Annotated in this window: 24 protein-coding genes; 11 read left to right on the top strand and 13 right to left on the bottom strand. The window is 71.0% G+C overall.

Going from position 1 to position 21,902, the window contains the following annotated elements; all coding sequences use genetic code 11:
• Positions 1–323: 323 nt before the first annotated feature.
• Entirely contained in the window at positions 324–518 is a 195-nt protein-coding gene (locus tag KVS71_RS12015) for a hypothetical protein (RefSeq protein WP_217584652.1), read from the top strand.
• Between the two features lie 44 nt (positions 519–562).
• Here the strand turns inward: KVS71_RS12015 and KVS71_RS12010 are convergent, their stop codons facing one another.
• Both KVS71_RS12010 and KVS71_RS12005 read right to left on the bottom strand, forming a co-directional pair.
• Positions 563–1,420 carry an HAD family hydrolase gene (locus KVS71_RS12010; protein WP_254635697.1) on the bottom strand — a complete coding sequence of 286 codons (858 nt, stop codon included), beginning with the start codon at positions 1,418–1,420 and terminating at the stop codon, positions 563–565.
• Positions 1,421–1,467: 47 nt separating this feature from the next.
• Positions 1,468–2,313, bottom strand: a complete 846-nt coding sequence (locus KVS71_RS12005) for an exodeoxyribonuclease III (RefSeq protein WP_217584651.1) — start codon at positions 2,311–2,313, stop codon at positions 1,468–1,470.
• Between the two features lie 37 nt (positions 2,314–2,350).
• Between KVS71_RS12005 and pyrE the strand changes: the two genes are divergently transcribed.
• Together pyrE and KVS71_RS11995 are read left to right on the top strand one after the other, a co-directional pair.
• A complete protein-coding gene (gene pyrE, locus KVS71_RS12000; RefSeq protein ID WP_025104912.1) occupies positions 2,351–2,911 on the top strand; it encodes an orotate phosphoribosyltransferase in 561 nt (186 codons plus the stop codon).
• Positions 2,908–3,810, top strand: a complete 903-nt coding sequence (locus tag KVS71_RS11995) for an ROK family protein (protein ID WP_144881872.1) — start codon at positions 2,908–2,910, stop codon at positions 3,808–3,810. Before pyrE ends, KVS71_RS11995 begins: the two co-directional genes overlap by 4 nt.
• Positions 3,811–3,818: 8 nt before the next feature.
• Here KVS71_RS11995 and KVS71_RS11990 read toward each other — a convergent pair whose 3' ends face one another.
• Positions 3,819–4,154, bottom strand: a complete 336-nt coding sequence (locus tag KVS71_RS11990; protein WP_217584650.1) for a hypothetical protein — start codon at positions 4,152–4,154, stop codon at positions 3,819–3,821.
• Positions 4,155–4,369: 215 nt separating this feature from the next.
• Between KVS71_RS11990 and KVS71_RS11985 the strand changes: the two genes are divergently transcribed.
• Positions 4,370–5,572, top strand: coding sequence for an anhydro-N-acetylmuramic acid kinase (locus KVS71_RS11985; RefSeq protein WP_217584649.1), 1,203 nt, complete (start codon positions 4,370–4,372; stop codon positions 5,570–5,572).
• A gap of 21 nt (positions 5,573–5,593) precedes the next feature.
• Here KVS71_RS11985 and KVS71_RS11980 read toward each other — a convergent pair whose 3' ends face one another.
• From KVS71_RS11980 to KVS71_RS11960, 5 genes are all read right to left on the bottom strand, one after another.
• Positions 5,594–5,758, bottom strand: a complete 165-nt coding sequence (locus KVS71_RS11980; RefSeq protein ID WP_167627837.1) for a hypothetical protein — start codon at positions 5,756–5,758, stop codon at positions 5,594–5,596.
• On the bottom strand, positions 5,755–6,324 hold the full coding sequence (locus KVS71_RS20450) for a YdeI/OmpD-associated family protein (RefSeq protein WP_217584648.1): 570 nt from the start codon (positions 6,322–6,324) through the stop codon (positions 5,755–5,757). The genes KVS71_RS11980 and KVS71_RS20450 overlap by 4 nt, the downstream gene beginning before the upstream one ends.
• 1 nt (position 6,325) lies before the next feature.
• Positions 6,326–7,135: an HAD-IIA family hydrolase gene (locus KVS71_RS11970; protein ID WP_025104898.1), complete on the bottom strand. Its 810-nt coding sequence runs from the start codon at positions 7,133–7,135 to the stop codon at positions 6,326–6,328.
• 96 nt (positions 7,136–7,231) lie between these two features.
• Entirely contained in the window at positions 7,232–7,864 is a 633-nt protein-coding gene (locus KVS71_RS11965; protein WP_217584647.1) for a metal-dependent transcriptional regulator, read from the bottom strand.
• A 9-nt stretch (positions 7,865–7,873) separates the two neighbouring features.
• Entirely contained in the window at positions 7,874–8,542 is a 669-nt protein-coding gene (locus tag KVS71_RS11960) for a TetR/AcrR family transcriptional regulator (RefSeq protein ID WP_217584646.1), read from the bottom strand.
• A gap of 70 nt (positions 8,543–8,612) precedes the next feature.
• Between KVS71_RS11960 and KVS71_RS11955 the strand changes: the two genes are divergently transcribed.
• The gene (locus KVS71_RS11955) at positions 8,613–10,226 is read left to right on the top strand and encodes an amidohydrolase (RefSeq protein ID WP_217584645.1); all 1,614 of its coding nucleotides are present in this window, start codon (positions 8,613–8,615) and stop codon (positions 10,224–10,226) included.
• A 52-nt stretch (positions 10,227–10,278) separates the two neighbouring features.
• A complete protein-coding gene (locus KVS71_RS11950; RefSeq protein ID WP_217584644.1) occupies positions 10,279–11,724 on the top strand; it encodes a Na+/H+ antiporter NhaC family protein in 1,446 nt (481 codons plus the stop codon).
• Position 11,725: 1 nt separating this feature from the next.
• On the opposite strand, the gene KVS71_RS11945 is transcribed toward KVS71_RS11950, so the two are convergent.
• Together KVS71_RS11945 and KVS71_RS11940 are read right to left on the bottom strand one after the other, a co-directional pair.
• The gene (locus tag KVS71_RS11945; RefSeq protein WP_144881884.1) at positions 11,726–12,025 is read right to left on the bottom strand and encodes a hypothetical protein; all 300 of its coding nucleotides are present in this window, start codon (positions 12,023–12,025) and stop codon (positions 11,726–11,728) included.
• Positions 12,026–12,045: 20 nt separating this feature from the next.
• Positions 12,046–13,329 (bottom strand): Nramp family divalent metal transporter, encoded by a 1,284-nt coding sequence (locus KVS71_RS11940; protein WP_368874700.1) that lies wholly within the window; start codon positions 13,327–13,329, stop codon positions 12,046–12,048.
• Between the two features lie 127 nt (positions 13,330–13,456).
• Between KVS71_RS11940 and KVS71_RS11935 the strand changes: the two genes are divergently transcribed.
• Positions 13,457–14,122 carry a TrmH family RNA methyltransferase gene (locus KVS71_RS11935; protein ID WP_217584643.1) on the top strand — a complete coding sequence of 222 codons (666 nt, stop codon included), beginning with the start codon at positions 13,457–13,459 and terminating at the stop codon, positions 14,120–14,122.
• Between the two features lie 27 nt (positions 14,123–14,149).
• Here KVS71_RS11935 and KVS71_RS11930 read toward each other — a convergent pair whose 3' ends face one another.
• Positions 14,150–14,476: a hypothetical protein gene (locus KVS71_RS11930; protein ID WP_217584642.1), complete on the bottom strand. Its 327-nt coding sequence runs from the start codon at positions 14,474–14,476 to the stop codon at positions 14,150–14,152.
• A gap of 110 nt (positions 14,477–14,586) precedes the next feature.
• On the bottom strand, positions 14,587–15,909 hold the full coding sequence (locus KVS71_RS11925) for an MATE family efflux transporter (RefSeq protein ID WP_217584641.1): 1,323 nt from the start codon (positions 15,907–15,909) through the stop codon (positions 14,587–14,589).
• A 94-nt stretch (positions 15,910–16,003) separates the two neighbouring features.
• On the opposite strand from KVS71_RS11925, the gene KVS71_RS11920 reads away from it, so the two are divergent.
• The 4 genes from KVS71_RS11920 to KVS71_RS11905 all read left to right on the top strand — a co-directional run bounded on the left by KVS71_RS11920 (position 16,004) and on the right by KVS71_RS11905 (position 20,316).
• Positions 16,004–16,549, top strand: coding sequence for a DUF1992 domain-containing protein (locus KVS71_RS11920; RefSeq protein ID WP_105950554.1), 546 nt, complete (start codon positions 16,004–16,006; stop codon positions 16,547–16,549).
• Positions 16,550–16,594: 45 nt separating this feature from the next.
• Positions 16,595–18,580 (top strand): M13-type metalloendopeptidase, encoded by a 1,986-nt coding sequence (locus KVS71_RS11915; protein WP_217584640.1) that lies wholly within the window; start codon positions 16,595–16,597, stop codon positions 18,578–18,580.
• Positions 18,581–18,691: 111 nt separating this feature from the next.
• Positions 18,692–19,657, top strand: a complete 966-nt coding sequence (locus tag KVS71_RS11910) for a serine hydrolase (RefSeq protein WP_060921515.1) — start codon at positions 18,692–18,694, stop codon at positions 19,655–19,657.
• A gap of 260 nt (positions 19,658–19,917) precedes the next feature.
• Positions 19,918–20,316: a hypothetical protein gene (locus KVS71_RS11905; RefSeq protein WP_217584639.1), complete on the top strand. Its 399-nt coding sequence runs from the start codon at positions 19,918–19,920 to the stop codon at positions 20,314–20,316.
• Between the two features lie 90 nt (positions 20,317–20,406).
• Here the strand turns inward: KVS71_RS11905 and KVS71_RS11900 are convergent, their stop codons facing one another.
• On the bottom strand, positions 20,407–21,846 hold the full coding sequence (locus KVS71_RS11900) for an MFS transporter (RefSeq protein ID WP_217584638.1): 1,440 nt from the start codon (positions 21,844–21,846) through the stop codon (positions 20,407–20,409).
• Positions 21,847–21,902: the final 56 nt, after the last annotated feature.

The raw sequence follows: 21,902 nt of genomic DNA, 5'->3' as shown, positions 1-21,902 counted from the left end.
GCGTGGTGGCGGAGAAGCCAGAGGGGGAGATCATGGCGATGCGCGTGGGGAGGTGCACGACGACGGTGTACTTCACGTCCGTAGCGCCGACGGCGAAGCGGGCTCTCTGCCCGGGGCAGGACGGACCTCGGGCCCCGACTGGTCCGAGCATCGCGAATCGTTCTGTGACGAGACCTTCGTTGACTTCAGTCCATCGCGGGATGAAGCGGAGGATGCTGACGCACGGCGTGTGCGGGGTAGCAGTTCTCCGATGGCACCACCTCTGGGCTTCGCATCCGAGACTGCACCTGTCTGCTGCGTCACTGATCGGACCGATACTGATCGTGATCGGGCTTGCCCTGATGCTCTTCCGCAGGTCTGTTTCCCAGATCTTCCATCACGGCGTGGAGAGGATGTACGGGGAGCCGTCAGCTGATGATGCGATGCCGCCCGGGAGGACGCCGATGAGGATGCTCATCGTCGGGATACTCTTCATCGGCTTCGGCGTCTTCACTCTCGTCGGCGCACTTCTGCAGTAGCGGTGTCACAACGCTGACAGGGTGATGTCGGGTGAATCGATTTTTCAGGTATCCGCCCGAGAGGCAAGAGGCCGATAGTCGAGCAGGCGCTCGATCACGCGGGCCACACCGTCTTCGTCGTTGGTCGCCGTGGTCTCGTCGGCGGCTTCCTGCACGACGGGTTCCGCGTGCGCCATGGCCACGCCGTGACCGGCCCAGCGGAGCATCTCGACGTCGTTGAGGGCGTCTCCGAACGCCACGACGCCGGAGCGATCGATGCCGAGGTGCGTGCAGAGGCGCGCGAGTCCCGTGGCCTTCGTGACGCCCTGCGCCATGACCTCGACGAACGGGGCACCGGACAGCGTGGCCTCGAAGCCGGTGAGCCCGAGGGACCGCAGGGTCTCGAAGAGTGCGGCGGGCGCGAGCTCGGGGTGCCGGATCACGAGCTTGAGCGTCGGCGCCGCGAGCACCTCGTCCAGCGGCACGCCGCCCATCGTCGCGGGGTCGCGTTTGTGGTCGGACAGCTGCGCGATCGCCGCATAGCCGTGCTGTGCGACGAACGTCTCGCCGCCCTCCCGTACGCTCGCGAAGAGCAGGCCGGGGACGCTGGCGCGCATCGCGTCGGCGAGAGTGCGCAGCGTCGCGGGCGGCAGCTCCTCGGCGAACAGCATGCGGCCCTCGGTGAGATGCGTCGCGTACGCGCCGTTGCCGCACAGCGCCCACCCGTCGAATCCGGCGTCGGCGGCGATCACACGAAGGCCGATGGGCTGGCGGGCGGTGACGGGCACCACCGCGACGCCCGCGTCCCGCGCAGCATCGAGCGCGGCACGGGTGCGCGGCGACACCGCGGACGAGCTGTCGAGCAGCGTGCCGTCGAGGTCGGTCGCGATCAGCCGCACGGGGTAGGTCCCTGAGCGTGTCATGAGGATGGGTCCCTGAGCCTGTCGAAGGGCCTGAGCCTGTCGAAGGGTCAGGAGAAGATCATCGGCAGGTCGTCGTCGGCGTCGTCGCCGCCGAAGTCCACGTCGACCACCACGGGCACGTGGTCGCTGGGCTGCTCGCCCTTGCGCTCGTTGCGGTGGATCGACGCGCCGGTGACGGCATCGGCGAGTGTCTTCGAGCCGAGGATGAAGTCGATGCGGATGCCCTCGTTGCGCGGGAACTTCAACCGCTGGTAGTCCCAGTAGGTGTAGCCCTCGGGGAGCAGCGGGCGCACGACGTCGGTCACGCCCGCGTCGGTCAACGCGAAGAACGCGTCGCGCTCGGCGGGGGAGACGTGGGTGGAGCGGCCGACCACGATGTCGGGATCGCCGTTGTCATGGTCGAACGGGATGATGTTGAAGTCGCCGACGAGGGCGAGCGGAAGGTCGGGATTCGCCGACAGCTCGGCCGCCGTGGACTGCTTGAGCTGCTCGAGCCAATGCAGCTTGTAGACGTAGTGCGGGTCGTCGAGCGAGCGGCCGTTGGGCACGTACAGGCTCCAGACGCGCACGCCGTCGACCATGACGCCCAGAGCACGCGCCTCCTGCGGGGCATCGGGGCCCTCGTGGCCCTTCGCGAACCCGGGCATGCCGTCGAAGGCGGTGCGCACGTCGGTGATAGGCAGCCGGCTCGCGATCGCGACGCCGTTCCACTGATTGAGGCCGTGCACCTCGACGTGGTAGCCGGCCTCCTCGAACGGTGCATACGGGAACTGCTCCGGCTTGCACTTCACCTCCTGCATCGCGAGCACGTCGATGTCTTCACGGACGGCGAACTCGACGGTGCGGGTGACGCGGGTGCGGATGGAGTTGACGTTCCAGGTGGCCAAGCGCATGCGTCCAGCCTAGGGTGTGCCTCCTACACTGGATGCCGTGACCGCACTCGACGCAGACCGCCAGACCCTCCTCGCCCTCATCACGGACGAGGCGGTGTTCCACGGCGATTTCACCCTGTCCAGCGGCAAGAAGGCGACGTACTACGTCGACATGCGCAAGCTCACCCTCGACCACCGCGCCGCTCCGGCGATCGGCCGCATCATGCTCGACTTGATCGCCGATCTCGACGTCGTCGCCGTCGGCGGTCTGACGCTCGGCGCCGACCCGATCGCGAACGCCGTCCTGCATGCCTCGGTCGGCACCGACCGTCCGCTCGACGCGTTCGTCGTGCGCAAGGAGCCGAAGGACCACGGCCGCGGTCGCCAGATCGAGGGCGCCGACGTGAAGGGCAAGCGCGTGGTCGTGCTGGAGGACACCTCGACCACCGGGCAGTCCGCGCTCAAGGCGGTCGAAGCGCTGCGCAAGGAAGGTGCGGAGGTCGTCGCGGTCGCGGTGATCGTCGACCGCAAGACCGGCGCGCAGGCCGCCATCGAGGCCGAAGGCCTGGAGTGGCGCGCGGCCTTCGACCTCGACGACCTCGGACTCGACCCGCAGTGACCCGCTACGCGCTGGCCGTCGACGTGGGCGGCACGAAGATGGAGGCCGCCCTCGTCGCCGACGACGGCGCGCTCGTCCCCGGCAGCCGCAGCCGGCAGCCGACCGGCCGTGAGGCGACGTCCGCGTCGTTGACGGCGGCGGTCGACGCGATCGTGCGGCATGCGCTCGCCGCCCTCCCCGCCGACGCGGAGCTCGTCGGCGCCGGGATCGGCAGCGCGGGTCCCGTGGATCGGACCCGCGGTGAGATCCTGCCGGTGAACATGCCCCTCGCGCGGGGGTTCGGCCTCGTCGACGCGGTCGCCCGTGCGGCCTCGACCGCACTCGGACGGGACGTCCCGGCGGTCCTGGGTCACGACGGCGGCGCGCTCGCGCTCGCGGAGTCGTGGCTGGGGGCGACGCAGCAGGCGGGAGCCTCGTTGTCGATCGTCGTGTCCACCGGCGTCGGCGGCGGTTTCGTCGTGGGCGGTGCGTATGTGCCCGGGGCCAGCGGCAACGCCGGGCACCTGGGGCAGGTTCGCCGCGAGGGCGGGCTCACTCTCGAGGAGATCGCCTCCGGACCTGCCAGTGCCGCCTGGGCGCGGGAGCAGGGCTGGTCCGGCGCGACCGGGGAGGACCTGGCCCGGGACGCCGCGGCCGGTGTCGCCGTCGCCCGCGCGGCGATCGAGCGTTCGGCCCGCGCCGTGGGGGAGGCGCTGGCCGATGCCGCCACCCTCGTCGACCTCGACGTCGTCGCCATCGGCGGCGGCTTCTCGCGGGTGTCGTCGGACTACATCGAGCTCGTCCAGCAGGCGCTCACCGCCAGCGCCGTGCACGAGTACTCGCGTCGCACCCGCGTCGTCCGCTCGGGCCTGGGCGACGAGGGGCCGTTGATCGGCGCCGCCGCCCTCGTCCTGCGCTGACGCGAGGCTCAGCTCCCCGACACGAGCAGGCGTCGCGGGGGCCCTTCGAGCCGGGCGACGGCGATCTTCAGCTCCGTGACGTCCGCCGCCACCGCATCGATGCGGGCGCCGAGCTTCTCTTCGGCGGTGTCGATGCGGGCGCCGAGCTTCTCTTCGGCGGTGTCGATGCGTGCGGTGAGCTTCTCTTCGACGGAGCCGATGCCTGTGGAGAGCCGGTGGTCGACGGTGCCGAGACGCTCGTCGATGCGACGGACCATCCACGCCCCTGCCGCGAACAGGCTCGCGCCGAGGGTGAGCACGACGCCGATCGCGCTGACGATGATCGTGAGGGTGTCCGCGGACACGGTGCTCCCTTCCTCGGTGCGGGTGCGGCTTCGACGATACGTGGTCGCCGTGCGCTCGTCGCTCGGAATTCCGGCATCTGTGAACCGATTACCGATCACGCGGCAGTGTGGAGGAGAGGGCACCCCATGCCGTCCAACCAGGCGGATGAAACGCTGTTACACCCATATGCCACCTGATGTAGTTTTGATACATACCTCTTGTCGGAAGGAAATCGATGCGCGTCCTGGGACTGATCTCCGGCACCTCGCACGACGGGATCGACGCCGCCGTCGTCGACTTCGCCACCAATGGGGGGTTCACGGCGCACGGCGTCGACCTCCGGGGCACGGTGCTCGCATCCACGAGCGTCCCCTACGATCCCGAGCTGCGGGCACGCCTCATCGCCGCGCTCCCTCCGGCACAGACCACCCTGGCCGAGGTGGCCGAGCTCGACACCCTCATCGGGCAGGCGTTCGCCGACGTCGCGGCTGATATCGCGGCCGAGGTCGGCGGCGTCGATGCGGTGTGCTCGCACGGTCAGACCGTCTACCACTGGGTCGACGGCTCCCACGCGCTCGGCACCCTCCAGATCGGGCAGCCCGCCTGGATCGCCGAGAAGACCGGCGTGCCCGTCATCTCGGACATCCGCATCCGCGACATCACCGCGGGTGGTCACGGTGCTCCGCTCGTTTCGTTCCTCGATGAGCTGCTGCTCCGCGGTCGCGCCGGCGTCTCGGCGGCGCTGAACCTCGGCGGCATCTCGAACATGACCGTCGTCCGCCCGGACGGCCTCGTCGCCTACGACATCGGCCCCGCGAACGCGCTTGTCGACGCGGTCATCGTCGCGCACGACCTCAACCCGCTCGGCTACGACGACGACGCGGCGATCGCCCGCACCGGACGGGTCGATGAGGCGCTGCTGGACGCCATGCTCGCGGACCCCTACTACGCCCTCACCCCGCCGAAGAGCACGGGCAAGGAGCACTTCCACCTCGCCTACGTGCACGAGCACCTCGCAGCGCAGGGACGCGAGATCGCGGTCGCCGACGTCGTGCGCACGCTCACTGAGCTCACGGTCCGCACGGTCGCCCGCGACGTCGAGGCCGCCGGGATCGGCTTCCTCGCGGTGTCCGGCGGCGGCTGCCGCAACCCGCTGCTCCTGGACGGGCTCCGGGCGGCGCTGCCGCAGACCGAGGTCGTGCTGGCCGACGAGCTCGGCGCCCCCGCCGACAGCAAGGAGGCCATCCTCCTCGCGCTCATCGGCTGGTCGACCCTGCACGGCGTCCCCGCGATCGTCCCCGGTGGGACCGGGGCGCGCGAGCCGCGCATCCTCGGCACGATCACCCCGGGTGCCGGTCCGCTGCAGATGCCCGAGCCGGTCGCGGCGATCGACTCGCTCACGCTCACAGAGGTGGCCGGAGCGTCGCTCGCCTCCTGAGACCGGGCGACGGCCGTCGGCTCAGCGTCGGCGGTCGTCGTCGTCCCAGGGGCCTTCCCACCAGCCGGCGCGGCCGTCATCCTCGCCGCCACGGCGGCGGGAGCGCACGAACTGCACCACGAACACGACCAGCGACGTGAGCGTGATGAGGAACAGGACGAGGAACAGCAGGTCGCTCTGGTTCATGGGCGCTTCCCCTCCGCGGCATCCGCCACGATCTTCGCGATGCGCGCGGCCTTCGTCTCCGGCCGCTTGGCCATCGCGATGTGTGTGAGGCCGAACTTCTTCACCGACTTCGGGAACGCATCCCAGCTCGCCCTCGCCGCCGGCACCGCGTCGAGAGCGGCGGTGAGCTCCGGCGGCTCGATGCCGGCCTCGGGGCCGTCGAGGAGCGTCCAGGAGCCGTTCGCCTTCGCGGTCTCCAGCGCGCGGATGCCGGCCGGAGCGAGGAGCCCCGCGGCCTCCAGCTCCGCGATGCGGGCCTTGTTCGTCGCCGCCCAGCCTCTCCCCGGGCGTCGAGGGGAGAACCACTGGCCACCGGTCTCGTCGTCGAACGTGCGCACCGGGCCGTCGATCCACCCGAAGCACAGCGCCTGCCGGACGGCGTCCTCGTAGCCGACGCCGGTGGCGGATCGCCCGCGCACGCTCAGCAGCCACACTCCGGCCGTGCGTTCGTGGTTCGCCTCGAGCCAGGCGCGCCAGGCCGCGGCGTCCGCCGCCGTGACCCGCTCGCCGTCGTCGAGGGCGCCCACGTCAGTCCTCGTCGAGGGTGGGGATCGAGTCGGTGATGGTCGGCAGCAGGTCGGCGACCGAGTCGACGATCTCGTCCGGGCGGAAGGGGTACTGCTCGATGATCCGCTGGTCGCTGATGCCTGTGAGTACGAGCACCGTGTGCAGACCCGCCTCGATGCCGGCGACGATGTCCGTGTCCATCCGGTCGCCGATCATGCCGGTCTTCTTCGAGTGCGCGCCGATCTTGTTCAGGGCCGAACGGAACATCATCGGATTGGGCTTGCCGACGACGTAGGGCTCCTTGCCGGTGGCCTTGGTGATGAGGGCGGCGATCGCTCCCGTGGCCGGCAGCACCCCGTCGGCGCTCGGGCCGGTGGCGTCCGGGTTGGTCACGATGAAGCGCGAGCCGTTGATGATGTGGCGGATGGCCTTCGTGATGGCCTCGAACGAGTAGTTGCGGGTCTCGCCGACGACGACGAAGTCGGGGTTCGTCTCGGTCATGATGAAGCCGGCCTCGTGCAGAGCGGTGAGGATGCCGGCCTCGCCGATGACGAACGCGGAGCCGCCGGGGAGCTGCTGCGCGAGGAAGTCGGCGGTCGCGAGCGCGGAGGTCCAGATGCGCTCCTCCGGCACGATCAGGCCGCTCGCACGGAGGCGGGCCGAGAGGTCGCGGGCGGTGAAGATCGAATTGTTCGTGAGCACGAGGTACGGGATCTCGTTGCGCTCCCATCCGGCGAGGAGTTCGGAGGCCCCGGGGATGGCGTCGTTCTCATGGACGAGCACGCCGTCCATGTCGGTGAGCCAGCATTCGATGTCGTCACGGTGTGCCATGTGCTCAGCCTAGAGGCCTCACCTTTCCTTTCGAATCGCCTGATTGGCCCCATCCCCGGCCGATGTGCCGCAAAGTGCGCGATTCGAAGCCGGGGGTCAGGCCGACAACCACACCACGTCGCGGGCGGCGGGGGGCAGCGGCGGCTCGGTGCCGTCGAGGGCGATGCCGGACGGGGTCACCGTCACGGTCGTCCCCACGACGACCCCGTGGGCGTCGAGGGTCCGCAGCAGCTCCGGGTCGCGGTCGTCGACGCGGAGGACGCGGCCGGTGTGTCCGTCCGGGGCATCGGCGAGCAGCACGAAGGGCTCCCGTTCGACGCGGCCCTCGGCATCCGGGATGGCGTCTCCGTGCGGGTCGAAGCGCGGCCGCCCCAGGCGCTCGTCGATGCCCTCGAGCAGCCGGTCGCTGATGGTGTGCTCCAGCACCTCGGCCTCGTCGTGCACCTCATCCCATCCGTACCCGAACTCCTGCACGAGCCAGGTCTCGATGAGGCGGTGGCGGCGGACCATCGCGAGGGCCCGGGTGGTCCCCGCGTCCGTCAGCCGGACCGCTCCGTACGGCACGTGCGACACGAGTCCCGCCGCAGCGAGCTTCTTCACCATCTCCGTGACCGACGACGGGGCGATGCCGAGCTTGGCCGCCAGGACCGAGGGGGTGATCGGCGCATCCTGCCACTCGGTGTGCGCGTAGACGGTCTTCAGATAGTCGTCAGCTGCGGGGGATGCCACCCCACCACTCTACGGCGCGGACCGGTCTCCGCCCCCGCGCGCCCAGGCCGTGAGGCCCCGGATGAGGGCGCGCACACCGATCTCGAACGTCCGTCGGGCGGGGTCGTCGCTGAGCTCGGCCCTGGCACTCTCCGCCGCGGCGAAGGTGGGGTAGGCGGGGGCGAGCTCCTTCGGCGCCATGTTGTCGGCCGGAGCGAGGGCGTCCAGCGCGGAGCCGATGATGAACGACTCCAGCGCGACGATGGCGTCGACGATCGTCTCGCGGGGCCAGCCGTCGTCGGAGAGCAGCACCGCGATCTGCTCGTAGTCCGCGAACGAGCCCTCGTCGGCATCGATGGGGGAGCTCGCGAGCATGACCATGGCCTGCGGGGCGGCGACGGCCGCGTCGCGATAGCTGTGCGCCCAGGCCAGCAGGGCCTCCTCCAGCGGCCGTTCGCGGGGCACCGGGGTGGCGAGGGAGCGGCTCACGCGGCCGCGCATGGCCCGGATCACGGCGTCGCGGTTCTCGAAGTGGTGATAGAGCGCCGAGGTGCGCACCCCGAGGGATTCCGCGAGCGCGGTCATGGTGAAGCGCTGCGGGGTGCGTTCGGCGCTGAGTCGGAAGGCGGCATCGAGGATCCGCTCCTCGGTGAGCACCCGGCCGGAGGGGCGGCCCACGCTGCGGGGAGTCTTCGTCATCGGGGCTCGATTCGGGTTCCGTGTCTGCTACTTTATTGAAACTCTTTCAATTCGCTCGAGGAAGAACGTCATGACGGGTTTCGACGCCGACACTATCGTCACCGGCGCGCGCGTCGTGACGATGGACCCCCGCCGCCCGGAGGCCACGGCCTTCGCCATCCGCGACGGGCGCTTCCTGGCGGTCGGCGACGACGACCTCGTCCGCGAGCTGCGCGGGACCGGCACCGTCGTGCATGACCTCGGCGGCGCCGCCGTCACCCCCGGGCTCATCGACGCGCACCTGCACCCGCTGCAGGGCCTCGAGCTCACCGCGGGAATCGACCTCGGGGGCATCACCACCGCCGCGGCGTTGCGCGCCGCCCTGCGCGCCGAGGCGGACCGGGCGCTCGCCGAGGACGCCGAGCCGTGGGTGCGCGGGTGGAATCTCGACTACGACGTCTTCCACGAGGTCCCCATGACCGCCGACGCCATCGAGGACGCGGTGCGCGGCCTCCCCGCGCTGCTCATCGTGTTCGACGGGCACACCGCGCTGGCCAGCCGCGAGGGGCTGCGGCGCGGCGGCATCACCGGGCCGCGCGAGACGGACGACTCCTCCCTCGTCGTGGTCGACGCCGAGGGGATCCCGACCGGCGAGCTGCGCGAACTCGGCGCCTACGAGCCCGTGCGCCTCGCCGCCCCCGCCCTGGACCGTGCGCAGACGCTCGCCGCCGGCCACGAACTGCTGCAGGGGCTCCGGTCCTCCGGCCTCACCGGCGGCACGATCATGGACGGCGGCTTCGCGACCCTGGACCTGCTGGACGCCATGGAGCAGGGGCCGGGTCTACCGATCCGCATCGTCTCCGCCATCGACCACGAGCCCGGGTTCGACACCGCCCGCACGGCCGAGAACCTCCGGATGCGCGACCGCCGAGGAGAGCGCTGGCGGGGCGGGGTCGTCAAGCTCTATGCCGACGGTGTGGTGGAGACGGGAACCGCCTGGCTGTACGAGCCCGACACGGCGGGGGAGGGGACCGCGCCGTTCTGGAAGGACGCCGCCGCCTACGCCCGCACCGTGCGCCGCTATGCCGAGGCCGGCTTCCAGGTCGCGACGCACGCCATCGGCGACCGAGCGGTGGGGGAGGTCATCGATGCGTACCTCGCCGCCGGGGTCCGCAGTGCCGGTGGCGCACCCCACCGGATCGAGCACCTGGAGACCACGACCGATCGTGACGTCGCGCGCCTCGCGGCCGCGGGGATCACCGCCTCGATGCAGCCGCTCCACCTGCAGTGGCGCAAGGCCGACGGCTCGGACGACTGGTCGCGGCGTCTCGGACCGGCCCGTGCCGCCCGTGCCTGGCGCGTGCGCGACTACTGGGAGGCCGGAGCCCCGGTCGCCCTGGGATCGGACTGGCCCATCGCCCAGAACGACGCCCGCATCGGCCTCGCCTGGGCCCAGCTGCGCCGTCGTCCCGGCGACCGCGACGCCCCCGTCTTCGAGCCCCACCAGGTGCTCACCCCCTACCAGGCGCTGCACGGCTACACCGTGGGTGCCGCGCGTGCTCAGGGCGACACCGACCTCGGCCGGATCGCCCCCGGGTTCCGCGCCGACTACGCCGTGTGGGCGGAGAACCCGCTGCACGTCGCCCCGGACGACCTCCCCGACCTGCCCGTACAGCGGACGGTCGTCGGCGGCGTCGAGCCCTGACCCCCGCTCGACCCCTCATACCCCCTTCCTTCTTCACACCGAGGTGAACCCCATGCCCGAATTCGGCGCCCTCGCGCTCCTGCCCATCGCGGTGATCCTCGTGGTCGCCGTCGCCACCCGGCGCACCCTCTTCGCCCTGCTCTGCGGCACCGTCGCCGGCGCCCTGATCCTGGGCGGCTGGGGCGGCTTCGACGTCTGGGTCGAGTACACGGGAACAGCGCTGTCCAACGAGACCGCCCAGTGGCTGCTGCTCATCGTGGCGCTGTTCGGCATCCTCATGATGCTGTTCGAGAAGTCGGGCATCGTGACCGACTTCGCCCGCTGGGTGGAGCGGTTCGTGACCTCCCGCCGGAAGTCGACACTGCTGACGTTCCTGCTCTCGGTGGTCCTGTTCGTGGACGACTACCTCAACGTGCTCACCACCGGCACCTCGATGAAGCAGGTGACCGACCGGTACCGCGTCCCTCGTACGCAGCTCGGCGCGATCATGAAGATGACCGCCGCGCCGATCGCGGTGCTCGTCCCGGTCTCGACCTGGGCGCTGTTCTTCTCCGGACTCTTCGAGGCCCAGGGCGTGACCGTCGGAGGCAGCGGCTTCGGCGCCTACCTGCAGTCGATCCCGTTCATCTTCTTCGGGTGGACGGCGATCGCGGTCGCCCTGCTGATGAGCATCGGCTGGCTGCCCCGATTCGGTCCGCTGAAGAAGGACGCCCTGCGGGCGGAGCGCGACGGCGACGTCTTCCCCCTCGGCACGACGGATGCGGAACGCCGCGCGGAGGGCGCGGCCCTGCTCTCCGAGCTGCGCGCGGACGACCCCGACGGTTCGACGGCGCAGCGGGTCGCCGTGGCGCTGGAGACCTCGACGGAGGAGGGGCGCCGCCCCCAGCCGTGGTCGTTCCTCCTCGCGATGGCGGTCCTCGTGGGTGTCACCATCGCGACCGACGCCAACGTCGTCGCCGGCACCGCGGCCGCGCTCGCGGTCACGATCGTGCTCGTCCTCGTGCAGCGCCGCCTCTCCGTGCGGGGCGTGCTGGACGCGGCGCTGGAGGGCATCGAGAGCATGCTCTTCGTGATGGTGCTCACCGTGCTGGCGTTCATGGTGCAGGAGATGAACATCACTCTGCAGCTCGCCGAGTTCGTCATCCAGGTCACGGAGCCGGTGCTCACCCCGGCGCTGCTGCCCGCCATCGTGTTCGCCGTCTGCGGCGTGTACGCCTACGCGACCGGCTCGTTCTGGGACCTGGCGGCGGTCATCACCCCGGTGGTGCTGCCGCTCGCGCTGGCCCTCGGCGCGGACCCGATCCTGGCGGGCGCGGCGGTGTTCTCCGGGGCGGCGCTGGGCAGCACGACCTGCCTCTACGGGGACGGCATCATCCTCGCGTCGCGGTCCGTCGGCATCAAGCCGATCAACCTCATGCTGGCCATCCTCCCCTACGCGGGGATCGCCGCCGGGATCTCGCTCGTGCTCTACCTCGTGACGGGCTTCGTCGCGGCCTGAATCAGGCGCCCGCGGAGCCGAGCAGGATCACGGCCGCCTGCCCGGCGAAGAAGAGCACGAGGAATCCCAGGAGGGCGGCGGCGAGCGACAGACGCCCGTCGAAGCCCTCCACCTCGGCGATGCCGACCTTGCGGGCGCGGAACGCGAAGATCAAGGTGGCGACGCCGAGCGCGAGCTGCACCCACGGGCTGGCGGGGCCGATGACCTTCGGGAACGCGATGAGCAGACCGCCGATGACGCCGGTCGCGAAGCCGCTCCAGGTGAGGAGGCGGACGGTGCGACGGGCGGAGGCGGCAGACATGATGTCGAGCCTATCCGGCGTCATGCCCCCGTCAGCACCAGCCAGAGCAGGGCGCCGTTCAGGGCGATGAGGAGCACCGAGGCCACGATGCCGGCGGCTGTCGTCCACGCCCGGTTGACCCAGACGCCGAGCGTGCGGCGCTGCGCCGTGAGGGCGACGAGCGGGATCAGCGCGAACGGGATGCCGAAAGACAGCACGACCTGGCTGAGGACGAGGGCGAGCGTGGGGTCCACCCCGATGCCGAGGATCACCAGCGCGGGGATGAGCGTCACGAGGCGGCGGGCCAGCAGGGGGATGCGCACGTGCAGGAGGCCGTGCATGATCTCGGCGCCCGCGTACGCGCCGACGGAGGTCGAGGCGAGACCCGAGGCGAGCAGTCCCACGGCGAAGAAGGTCGCCACGACCGGGCCGAGACCCGCGGCGAGGGCGGCGTGTGCGCCCTCCAGCGAGTCGGTCCCCGCGACGCCCGCGAGGTTCGCCGCCGCGAGCAGGAGGATGCCGAGGTTCACGGAGCCCGCGATGACCATCGCGATCGTCACATCCCAGCGCGTCGCCGTGAGCAGGCGGCGGATCCGCGAGGTCTCGATCCGGGCCGCCTCCTCTGTCGTCTCGGCGCTCGTCGCACCGAACCGGTCGCGGGCCAGGGAGGAGTGCGCGTAGATCGCGTGCGGCATGATCGTCGCGCCGAGGATCGAGGCGGCGAGGAGCACGGACCCCGTGTCCTCGAAGCGCGGCACGAGGCCGCTCACGACGCCGCCCGGGTCGGGTGGCGCGAGGAACAGGCCGGCCATGAAGCCGATCGTGATCACGAACATGAGGCCGATGATCACGAACTCGAACGGCCGGGCGCCGCGACGGTTCTGCACGGCGAGCAGGACCATGGACACGGCCCCGGTGATGAGGCCGCCCCACAGCAGCGGGACGCCGAAGAGCAGGTTCAGGGCGACGGCGCCGCCGATGACCTCGGCGAGGTCCGTCGCCATCGCGACCAGCTCCGCCTGCAGCCAGTAGGCGCGGCGGGCCCAGGGGCGGCGCAGCCGCTGGCCCAGCACCTCCGGGAGGCTCTGGCCGGTGACGACGCCGAGCTTCGCGGACAGGTACTGGATCAGCCAGGCCATCACGTTGCCGGCGACGACCACCCACACGAGCAGATAGCCGTACTGCGCCCCCGCCGTCATGTTGCTGGCGACGTTGCCCGGGTCGAGGTAGGCCACGCCCGCCACCAGCGCCGGTCCCAGCAGCCACAGCAGGCGCGGTGAAGCGGTGCGAGCGGGGATCACGGAGGCGGCGGGATTTTTAGGCACACCGAAACCGTAGCGTATTTTTCGGCACACCTAAATATCGTGTCGTGATGGCCGGGACCCCTTCGACGACGGGGCGCCGGCTCCTCCGCCCGACGGCGACAGGCGGAGGCGGCGATAGCCTGGCGGGATGGAAGCGCAGCGCCCCGAGAGCACGGAACCGACCGCCCCCGGGGGGTCCTCGGCGCAGCCCGGATACGGCGTCGGCCCCTGGCCCGGAGGGCCGTCGGCCTGGCCTGAGGGAGAGCAGTACGATCCCGAGCTCCTCGCGCACGGCGACACGCGAAACGTCATCGACCGCTATCGCTACTGGCGCATGGAGGCGATCGTCGCTGATCTCGATACGCGGCGTCATCCGTTCCACGTCGCGATCGAGAACTGGCAGCACGACATGAACATCGGTTCCATCGTGCGCAGCGCCAACGCGTTCCTCGCCGATACGGTGCACATCATCGGCCGCCGTCGCTGGAACAAGCGCGGCGCCATGGTGACCGACCGCTACCAGCACGTCGTGCACCACGAGGACATCGCGACCTTCGCCGTCTGGGCGGCCGCCGAGGGGCTGCCCGTCATCGCGATCGACAACGTCGACGGGGCCGTGCCGGTGGACCGCGCCGACCTGCCGCGCTCGTGCGTGCTCCTCTTCGGTCAGGAGGGGCCGGGGCTGTCGCCGGAGGCACTGGCTGCCGCCTCCGGTCACATCGAGATAACGCAGTACGGCTCGACCCGCTCGATCAACGCGAGTGCCGCCGCCGCCGTCATCATGTACGAGTGGTGTCGTCGCCACGCGGAGTGAGCACGAGGAGCGGTCGTACCTGCTCTGTCAGGCCGGATCGATGCCGAAGAGGTGCCGCGAGATCGCGCTGACGTCGCGGTCGAGGCCGTCCATGCGCCGGCTCAGACCGTGCACCTCCTTCCGGAGATCCCCGATCTCGGCTTTCACGCCGACGATCTCGCCCTTGATCCCGCCGATCTCGCCCTTGATCCCACCGATCTCGGTGTGGATCCCGCCGATCTCCGTGCGGACCGTGCCGATCTCCGTCTTGATGATCCTCACGAACATCGTCGCCATGAGCGTGATCGTGGCGTACATGCCCGAGGCGAGAACCCCGATCGTCGTCCATACCTGCGCGTCGTTCATCCCCAGCATCCCTTCAGTGTCGCTCCATGCTGGACCGGAGCGACAGAGTGGCGGGGCGCTGTATTCCGCTGTGCCCGGGGGCGGGGGATAAGTCGTTCTTCGGGTCGACTGTGGAGGAGCTACGCCGACGCGGCGAGCCATCGCCCGGAGCGCACTCGCCACCCCAGCGTCGCCAGCCGTGCGAGCAGGTACACCCCGAAGAACGCGACGGCGAGCCACACGAGGCCGGCGGTGCCGTCGACCCCCGTCGCGGCGATGATCGCCAGGGTGGGCAGGAACGGCACGAGGTTCAGACCGCCCGCGATCGCCAGGTACCGGGCGTCGTTCGCTCCCATGAGCACTCCGTCCAGCACGAACACCACGCCCGCGACCGGCTGCGCCACCGCGAGCACGATCAGGGCCGGCTGCACCACCTCTGCCACGCCCTGATCGCCGGTGAAGACGATGCCGAGCACCCCGGAGAGGGCGGCGATGACGGCGCCGACCACGACGCCGAACCACGCTCCCCACGCGACCGTCCGCGCCAGCACTCGGCGCACCTGCTCCTCGTCACCGGCACCCAGCTCCTTGCCGATCAGCGCCTGCGCGGCGATCGCGAGCGCATCGAGGGCGAAGGCCGCCGCCGAGAAGATGGTGAACACGATCTGCCACCCGGCGAGCTCCTCCGTGCCGATCCCGGTCGCCACGGCCACGGTCGCGAGCAGGGCGACGCGCAGGCTCACGGTGCGGAGGAACAGCCAGCCGCCCGACGTCGCGGTGTGGCGCAGGCCCTCCCGCTGGGCGCGCAACGAGGCGCTGTGCCGGGTCGCCAGACGCCGGACCACGAGCGCGTACGCCGCGACCATGCCCCATTGCGCCGTCACCGTACCTGCCGCGGAGCCGGCGATGCCCCAGCCGAGGCCGTAGATGAAGAGCCAGTTCAGCAGGGCGTTCGCCGCGAAGCCGAGCCCCGCGATCCACAGTGGGGTCATGGTGTCCTGCATCCCGCGCAGCAGCCCGGTGGCGGCGAACACGATGAGCATCGCCGGGAGCCCCCACATCGAGATCACGAGGTACTCGTTCGCCTGTGCCGCGACCTCCGCGCTCGCGCCGAACAGGGAGACGAGCCAGGGCGACGAGACGGCGCCGACGACGGCGAGCACGGCACCCAGGCCGAGCGCGAGCCACATGCCGTTGATCCCGACCGAGACCGCCTCTCCCGGACGCCCGGCCCCGAACCGACGCGCGACCGCGGGGGTCGTGGAGTACGCGAGGAACACCATGAGGCCGACGATCGTCTGCAGCACGGCTCCGGCGATGCCGAGCCCGGCGAGGGGGACGGTGCCGAGATGGCCGACGAGGGCGGCGTCGACGATGAGGAAGGCCGGCTCCGCGATGAGCGCACCGAGGGCGGGGACCGCCAGGCGCAGGATCTCGCGGTTCAGGGAGGTGCGGGCGGCCATCCTCCGAGCCTATGACCTGTCGTCGACACCCGAGACCGCCGGCCTCGACCGGACGTAGGGTGAAGGAGGAGCTCCCAGCGGACGGAGGCGCACCATGACGGATCCCCGGGAGGCGGCCGCGCGCTATCGAGCGCGGCAGCAGCAGGGCGGCAGTGCTGAAGACGACAGCGAAACCGGCACCCCGTCCGCGGCCGCGGCGGTCGATAGAGCCGCCTTCGTCGAATCCGCCATCCAGGTCGCCATCCGTCGCGGCGACTTCGACGATCTGCCGGGAGCCGGGAAGCCGCTCGAAGGGCTCGGCGACCACCACGACCCGGACTGGTGGATCCGTCGGAAGATCGAGACGGAGGGACTGACCGGGCTCGGCCCTCCCGCGATCCTGCTGCGCACCGAGGACCGGGAGCTCGACGCCCAGCTCGACCTCCTCGGCAGGGAATCCGACGTCCGCGAGGTGCTCGAGGACTTCAACCGCCGCGTGCGCGAGGCACGCAGGCAGCTGCAGGGCGGGCCACCCGTCGTGACACCGCTGCGCGACGTCGACGCCGAGGTCGCCGCATGGGCGGAGCGCCGGGCCGCGCGGACACCGGTGCCCGAGACGTCACCCCGGCGCCGACGCTTCGGGCGCCGACGCCGGGACTGAGGTCTTCTGGACACCGTGGGGGACCCCGGCCATAGGCTGGAGCGCATGACCGACGTGCTTCCCGCGGGCCTCGCGCTCGACGACCTCAGCCCCGACATCCGCCCGCAGGACGACCTGTATCGCCACGTGAACGGCGCCTGGATCGCTCGCACCGAGATCCCCGGAGACAAGGCGCGCTGGGGCTCCTTCCATCTGCTGGCCGAGCAGGCCGAGAAGGACGTCCGTGCGATCGTCGAGGAGTCGCAGGACGCGCAGGAGGGCACCCTCGCCCGCAAGATCGGCGACCTCTTCGCGAGCTTCATGGACACCGACCGCATCGCCGCGGCCGGCGTGACCCCGCTGGCCGAGACGTTCACCGAGATCGACGCGATCGATGGCATCCCGGCCTTCCTGCGCACCGTCGGCGCCTACGACCGGGAGGGCCGGGCGGCGGTGATCGGCCTCTACGTCGACGGCGACCCCGGGAACCCGGAGCGCTACCTGCCCGTGCTCGTGCAGGCCGGACTCTCGCTGCCGGACGAGAGCTACTTCCGACTCGACACCTTCGCGGAGACCCGCGCGGCGTACCGGGAGCACCTGGAGCGCCTGCTCTCGCTCGCCGGCGTGACCGATGCCGCGGCGCAGGCCGAGCGCTCCATCGCGCTGGAGACTGAGCTCGCCGGACACCACTGGGACAACGTGCGCAGCCGTGACGCGGTGGCGACCTACAACCTCAAGACGTGGGACGAGCTGCAGGAACTCGCGGGCGTCGACCTCACTCCGTGGCGCGAAGCCGTGACGCCGACGAACCCGCAGGCGTTCGACGAGGTCGTCGTCGCGCAGCCGAGCTTCTTCGAGGGGCTGGGCGCTCTGCTCACTCCGGAGCGGCTGGACGACTGGAAGGCCTGGCTGCGTGCGAAGGTCGTGCACGCGGCGGCGCCCTACCTCACCGACGAGCTCGTGCAGGAGAACTTCTCGTTCTACGGCACCCAGCTCACCGGCGTTCCGACGCTCCGCGAGCGCTGGAAGCGCGGCGTCTCCGTCACCGAGGGGGCGCTGGGCGAGGCGATCGGCAAGGTCTACGTCGAGCGGCACTACCCGCCGACGGCGAAGGCGGCCATGGACGAGCTCGTCGCCAACCTCGTCGAGGCCTATCGGCAGAGCATCGAGACCCTGGAGTGGATGACCGCGGAGACCCGGCAGCGGGCGCTGGCGAAGCTGGACGCGTTCACCCCGAAGATCGGGCACCCCGAGGTGTGGCGCGACTACTCGGCCCTCGTGATCGACCGGACCGATCTCCTCGGCAACGTGCGCCGCGCGGCGATCTTCGAGCACGACCGCAACATCGACAAGGTCGGGAAGCCGATCGACCGCACCGAGTGGCACATGCCGCCGCAGATGGTGAACGCGTACTACAACCCCTCGATGAACGAGATCGTCTTCCCCGCGGCCATCCTCCAGTACCCGTTCTTCGACGCCGGGCGGGACGCGGCGGCGAACTACGGCGGGATCGGCGCGGTCATCGGGCACGAGATCGGCCACGGCTTCGACGACCAGGGCAGCCGATACGACGGCGAGGGGCGCCTGCAGGACTGGTGGACCGACGCGGATCGCGCGGCCTTCGAGGAGCGCACGAAGGCGCTCATCGCGCAGTACGACGCCCTCGTGCCGGAGGGGCTGGACGCCGAGCATCACGTGAACGGCGCCCTCACCATCGGTGAGAACATCGGCGATCTGGGCGGCCTCGGGATCGCGCTGAAGGCGTACGAGCTGTCGCTGCGGGCCGATCCGTCGGTGCCGGAGCGCGTCGAAGGGCCGGTCATCGACGGCTACACCGGGGTGCAGCGGCTGCTCCTGTCCTGGGCGCAGGTCTGGCAGCAGAAGAGCCGCGAGGCCGAGACGCTGCGCCTGCTGACGATCGATCCGCATTCGCCGAACGAGTTCCGGTGCAACCAGATCGTCCGCAACATCGACGCGTTCTACGAGGCCTTCGGGGTCACCGAAAACGACGCCCTGTGGCTGCCGGAGTCGTCACGGGTGACCATCTGGTGACGAACCTCCGGACTCTGTGAGGTGTGCCCCGGCGGTGGGGTTACGATATCCCTGCCGCCGGGGCGCCCTTCCCGGATGCGCAGTATCCCTCCCCCTCCTGAAGGACCACGCGTGGGTGCGACCGACCCTGGTGACGCGTTCCGGAACCCCTCGGCTCCCGGAGCGTCCGGGAGTGCGCCTGAGTCGTCCCGCGGTCGGCGTTCGCAGCGGCCGGGAGCCCGTCGGCTGCCCCGCCGCGTGGCCGTCGGCCGGCGGTCGTTCACGTCGACGCTGAAGGCTCTCGAAGGCCTCGCGAACTCCGGGGCGCAGGTGTCCGTGCACGTGGTCGACCTCGACTCCCATGTGCACGTGCTGGCGGGAGACGACCACGTCACCATGCCCGTCGCCGGCCTCGGTGTGGTCCCGCTGCTCATCGAGGTGGCGGCGGCGTTCGAGTCCGGTGCCCTCGACCCTCTCGAGATCGTGGAGCGCACGAGCGTCGAGGCCGTGGAGAGCTCCGGGCTGTGGCGGCACCTGCGGGCCCCCGCGCTGCCGCTGGAAGACCTCGCCGTGCTGGCCGCGACCGCCGGCGATCCGATCGCCGTGAACATCCTGCTGGAGAAGGTGGGGCACGACCGGGTGCGCGAGCGCATCGAGGGGCTGGGGCTGCGTCGCACCGCCCTGCTCGACCGGTTCCGCGACCGTCGTGGTCCGGACGACGCCCCGCAGGTCGCGGTGGGGTCGGCGCGCGAGCTGGCCGGGCTGTTCTCCGCGCTCGTGAACTCCCAGGTCGTGGATGCCGCCGTCAGCGCCCAGGTGTCGGAATGGCTCAGCCTCAACCAGGATCTCAGCCTCGTGGCCGCCTCGACCGGGCTCGACCCCTTCGCACACGAGCACGACGCGCACGGCCTGCTGTTCGTGAACAAGACCGGGCGCGACCGGGGAGTGCGCGCCGAGGCGGGGGTGCTCGCGGGGCCGCGCGCCGGGGTCGCCTACTCGATGATCGTGTGCTTCGACGACCTGTCGATCAGCCACCGTCTCCGCGCGCACGACGCCTTCCGCGTGCTCGGCGTCGAACTCATGGAGTACACGCACTGACCCCCTGACCCCGCGCGAACAGGCATCCGCGCGAGATCAGGCGTCCGGAGTGACAACGAGCCTGATGTCCCGCGCTCGCCTGACCTCGCTTGTTCCCCTGTTTCCACGTCCGCTGGATCCCGCGCGCGAACGCAGACATTCGCGTCGCATCAGGCTTTCGGGGGCGCAACTGCCTGATGTCGCGCGCTCGCCTGATGTCGCGCGAGAGCCTGATGTCGCGCGAGAGCCTGATCGTGCGACGCGCGGGCTAGCATCGGGGCATGCCTCAAGCCTGGACCCCGCACCGCCGCGACGACGGCGAGCTGCTCGGCTGGATCCATCCGGAGGGCGAGGACTGGGTCGCCGCCGATGTCCTCGGGCGCAGGGTCTTCGGCCCCGGCGAGTGGCTCGACGCGGAGGCCGCGCTCGATGAGCACGGCATCGCCTGGCTCGCCGATCCGTGGATGCTCGAGGGAGAGGGTGACCGCCCGCTTCGGGTGCGCATCCTCGAAGTCACGCCGGACGAAGAGGGCACGCCGGGGCGCATCGTCGTGAAGGTCGACGACTTCGGGGACATGACCCGACCCGCGACCGCGCGGTTCACCCTGCCGTGGCCGCTTCCCGCCCGGCTGCGGCCACCGCGTGCCGACGACCCGGATCCGCGCACGATCTTCCGCTGACCCTCCGCCGCAGGTCGCAGATCCGCTGCAGGTCGCACGCTCTGCGGGAGTCCCTGCGACCTCGATGCGAATCCACGACCGCCGAACGGGTCAGCGCAGCGAGGGGTGCGGCTCCGTGGCGCGTCGTCGCGGGATGAGCAGGGACAGGACCACGGCCAGGATGCCGGCGGCGATCGCGAGCCAGAAGCAGACCTCGAACGCGGCCCGCGTCGGCACGGCCACGCCGCCGACGTCCACGCTCATCGCCGCGAGCACCCCGCCCATCACGGCCGAGGCCGTGGAGGTGCCCACGGAGCGGAACAGCGCGTTGAGGCCGTTCGACGCCCCGGTCTCGTTCGCGGGCACGGAGCGCATGATGATCATGGGCATCGCGGCGAAGGTGAACCCGATGCCGACGCCGATGAAGATGTTGGCGACGAAGATGTGCCACACCTCGGTCGACCACAGCAGCACGAAGACGTAGGCGAGGACGATCGCGATGGCCCCGACGGTGAAGAGCGGCCGCGGCCCCACGGTGCGCTCAAGCCACCCGGACAGGGGCGAGATCACCATCATGACCAGACCCGCCGGCATGATCACGAGGGAGGCCGCCACCATGTCGAGCCCGAATCCGGCGCCGCCCACCGCCGGCATCTCCAGCATCTGCGGGAACGTGACGTTCGAGGCGAACAGGGCGAAGCCCATGCCGATGGCGGCGATGTTGGTGAAGAGGACGGCGGGCCGGGCGGCGACGCGCAGGTCGAGCAGCGGATCGTCCGTGCGCAGCTGGTACCAGCCCCACAGCAGCAGCACCGCGACGCCGCCGATCACGCAGACGAGCGTGAGCGGCGCCGTCCAGCCCCACTCGGCGCCGCGCGACACGAACAGCAGCAGACCGGTGAGGCCGATCGCGAGTCCGATGGCCCCGAGCACGTCGAGCCGACCGGGGGAGCGGAGCACGTCCTCCGGCACCACGGCGAGCACCAGGAGCAGCCCGAGGACTCCGAGGGCGGCGGCGAGCCAGAACAGCATGTGCCAGTCGGCGTTCTCGGCGAGCAGCGCGGCGACGGGCATGCCGATCGCCCCGCCGACGCCCATGGTGGCGCTCATCAGGGCCACCGCGGTGCCGAGGCGCTCGGGCGGCAGCACGTCGCGCATGATCGCGATTCCGAGGGGCACGACGCCGGTCACGGCCCCCTGGAGGGCACGGCCGATGATGACGCCGACGATGGATCCGGAGAGCGCGGCGATGATCGAGCCCGCGATGAGGATCGCGAGGAGCACGATGACGACGCGGCGCTTGCCGTACATGTCGCCGAGACGGCCGGAGATCGGGGTCGCGACGGCGGCCACGAGCAGGGTGATCGTCACCACCCAGGTGGTGTCCTCACGGGAGGAGTTCAGCAGCTGCGGAAGCTCGGCCTGCAGCGGCACGACGAGCGTGAACATGAACGAGGAGCACAGGCCCGCGAACGCGAGCACCGCGATGATTGCCCACCGCGGAGGGGTACGGGAGAGGCGTTTCCTGGCTCTGTCGTCGTTCGCACCCACCGGCTCAGGCTATCGGCGATCCCGGAGGGGAGGGGCCGATGTGGTTGCATGGCCGG

This window comes from Microbacterium sp. GbtcB4, assembly GCF_019091465.1.
GTDB classification, from domain to species: Bacteria; Actinomycetota; Actinomycetes; order Actinomycetales; family Microbacteriaceae; genus Microbacterium; species Microbacterium paraoxydans.
The sequence above is the reverse complement of the archived record's forward strand: the minus strand, read 5'-3'. Positions and strand labels throughout refer to the sequence as shown.

Coding starts and splice junctions, on each gene's coding strand:
- KVS71_RS11955 (WP_217584645.1), top strand. CDS start 8,613: ATGACGGGTTTCGACGCCGACACTATCGTCACCGGCGCGCGCGTCGTG.
- KVS71_RS11920 (WP_105950554.1), top strand. CDS start 16,004: ATGACGGATCCCCGGGAGGCGGCCGCGCGCTATCGAGCGCGGCAGCAG.
- KVS71_RS11925 (WP_217584641.1), bottom strand. CDS start 15,909: ATGGCCGCCCGCACCTCCCTGAACCGCGAGATCCTGCGCCTGGCGGTC.
- KVS71_RS11930 (WP_217584642.1), bottom strand. CDS start 14,476: ATGCTGGGGATGAACGACGCGCAGGTATGGACGACGATCGGGGTTCTC.
- KVS71_RS11905 (WP_217584639.1), top strand. CDS start 19,918: ATGCCTCAAGCCTGGACCCCGCACCGCCGCGACGACGGCGAGCTGCTC.
- KVS71_RS11935 (WP_217584643.1), top strand. CDS start 13,457: ATGGAAGCGCAGCGCCCCGAGAGCACGGAACCGACCGCCCCCGGGGGG.
- KVS71_RS11970 (WP_025104898.1), bottom strand. CDS start 7,135: ATGGCACACCGTGACGACATCGAATGCTGGCTCACCGACATGGACGGC.
- KVS71_RS11960 (WP_217584646.1), bottom strand. CDS start 8,542: ATGACGAAGACTCCCCGCAGCGTGGGCCGCCCCTCCGGCCGGGTGCTC.
- KVS71_RS11985 (WP_217584649.1), top strand. CDS start 4,370: ATGCGCGTCCTGGGACTGATCTCCGGCACCTCGCACGACGGGATCGAC.
- KVS71_RS12005 (WP_217584651.1), bottom strand. CDS start 2,313: ATGCGCTTGGCCACCTGGAACGTCAACTCCATCCGCACCCGCGTCACC.
- KVS71_RS11950 (WP_217584644.1), top strand. CDS start 10,279: ATGCCCGAATTCGGCGCCCTCGCGCTCCTGCCCATCGCGGTGATCCTC.
- KVS71_RS11915 (WP_217584640.1), top strand. CDS start 16,595: ATGACCGACGTGCTTCCCGCGGGCCTCGCGCTCGACGACCTCAGCCCC.
- KVS71_RS11945 (WP_144881884.1), bottom strand. CDS start 12,025: ATGTCTGCCGCCTCCGCCCGTCGCACCGTCCGCCTCCTCACCTGGAGC.
- KVS71_RS11980 (WP_167627837.1), bottom strand. CDS start 5,758: ATGAACCAGAGCGACCTGCTGTTCCTCGTCCTGTTCCTCATCACGCTC.
- KVS71_RS12010 (WP_254635697.1), bottom strand. CDS start 1,420: ATGACACGCTCAGGGACCTACCCCGTGCGGCTGATCGCGACCGACCTC.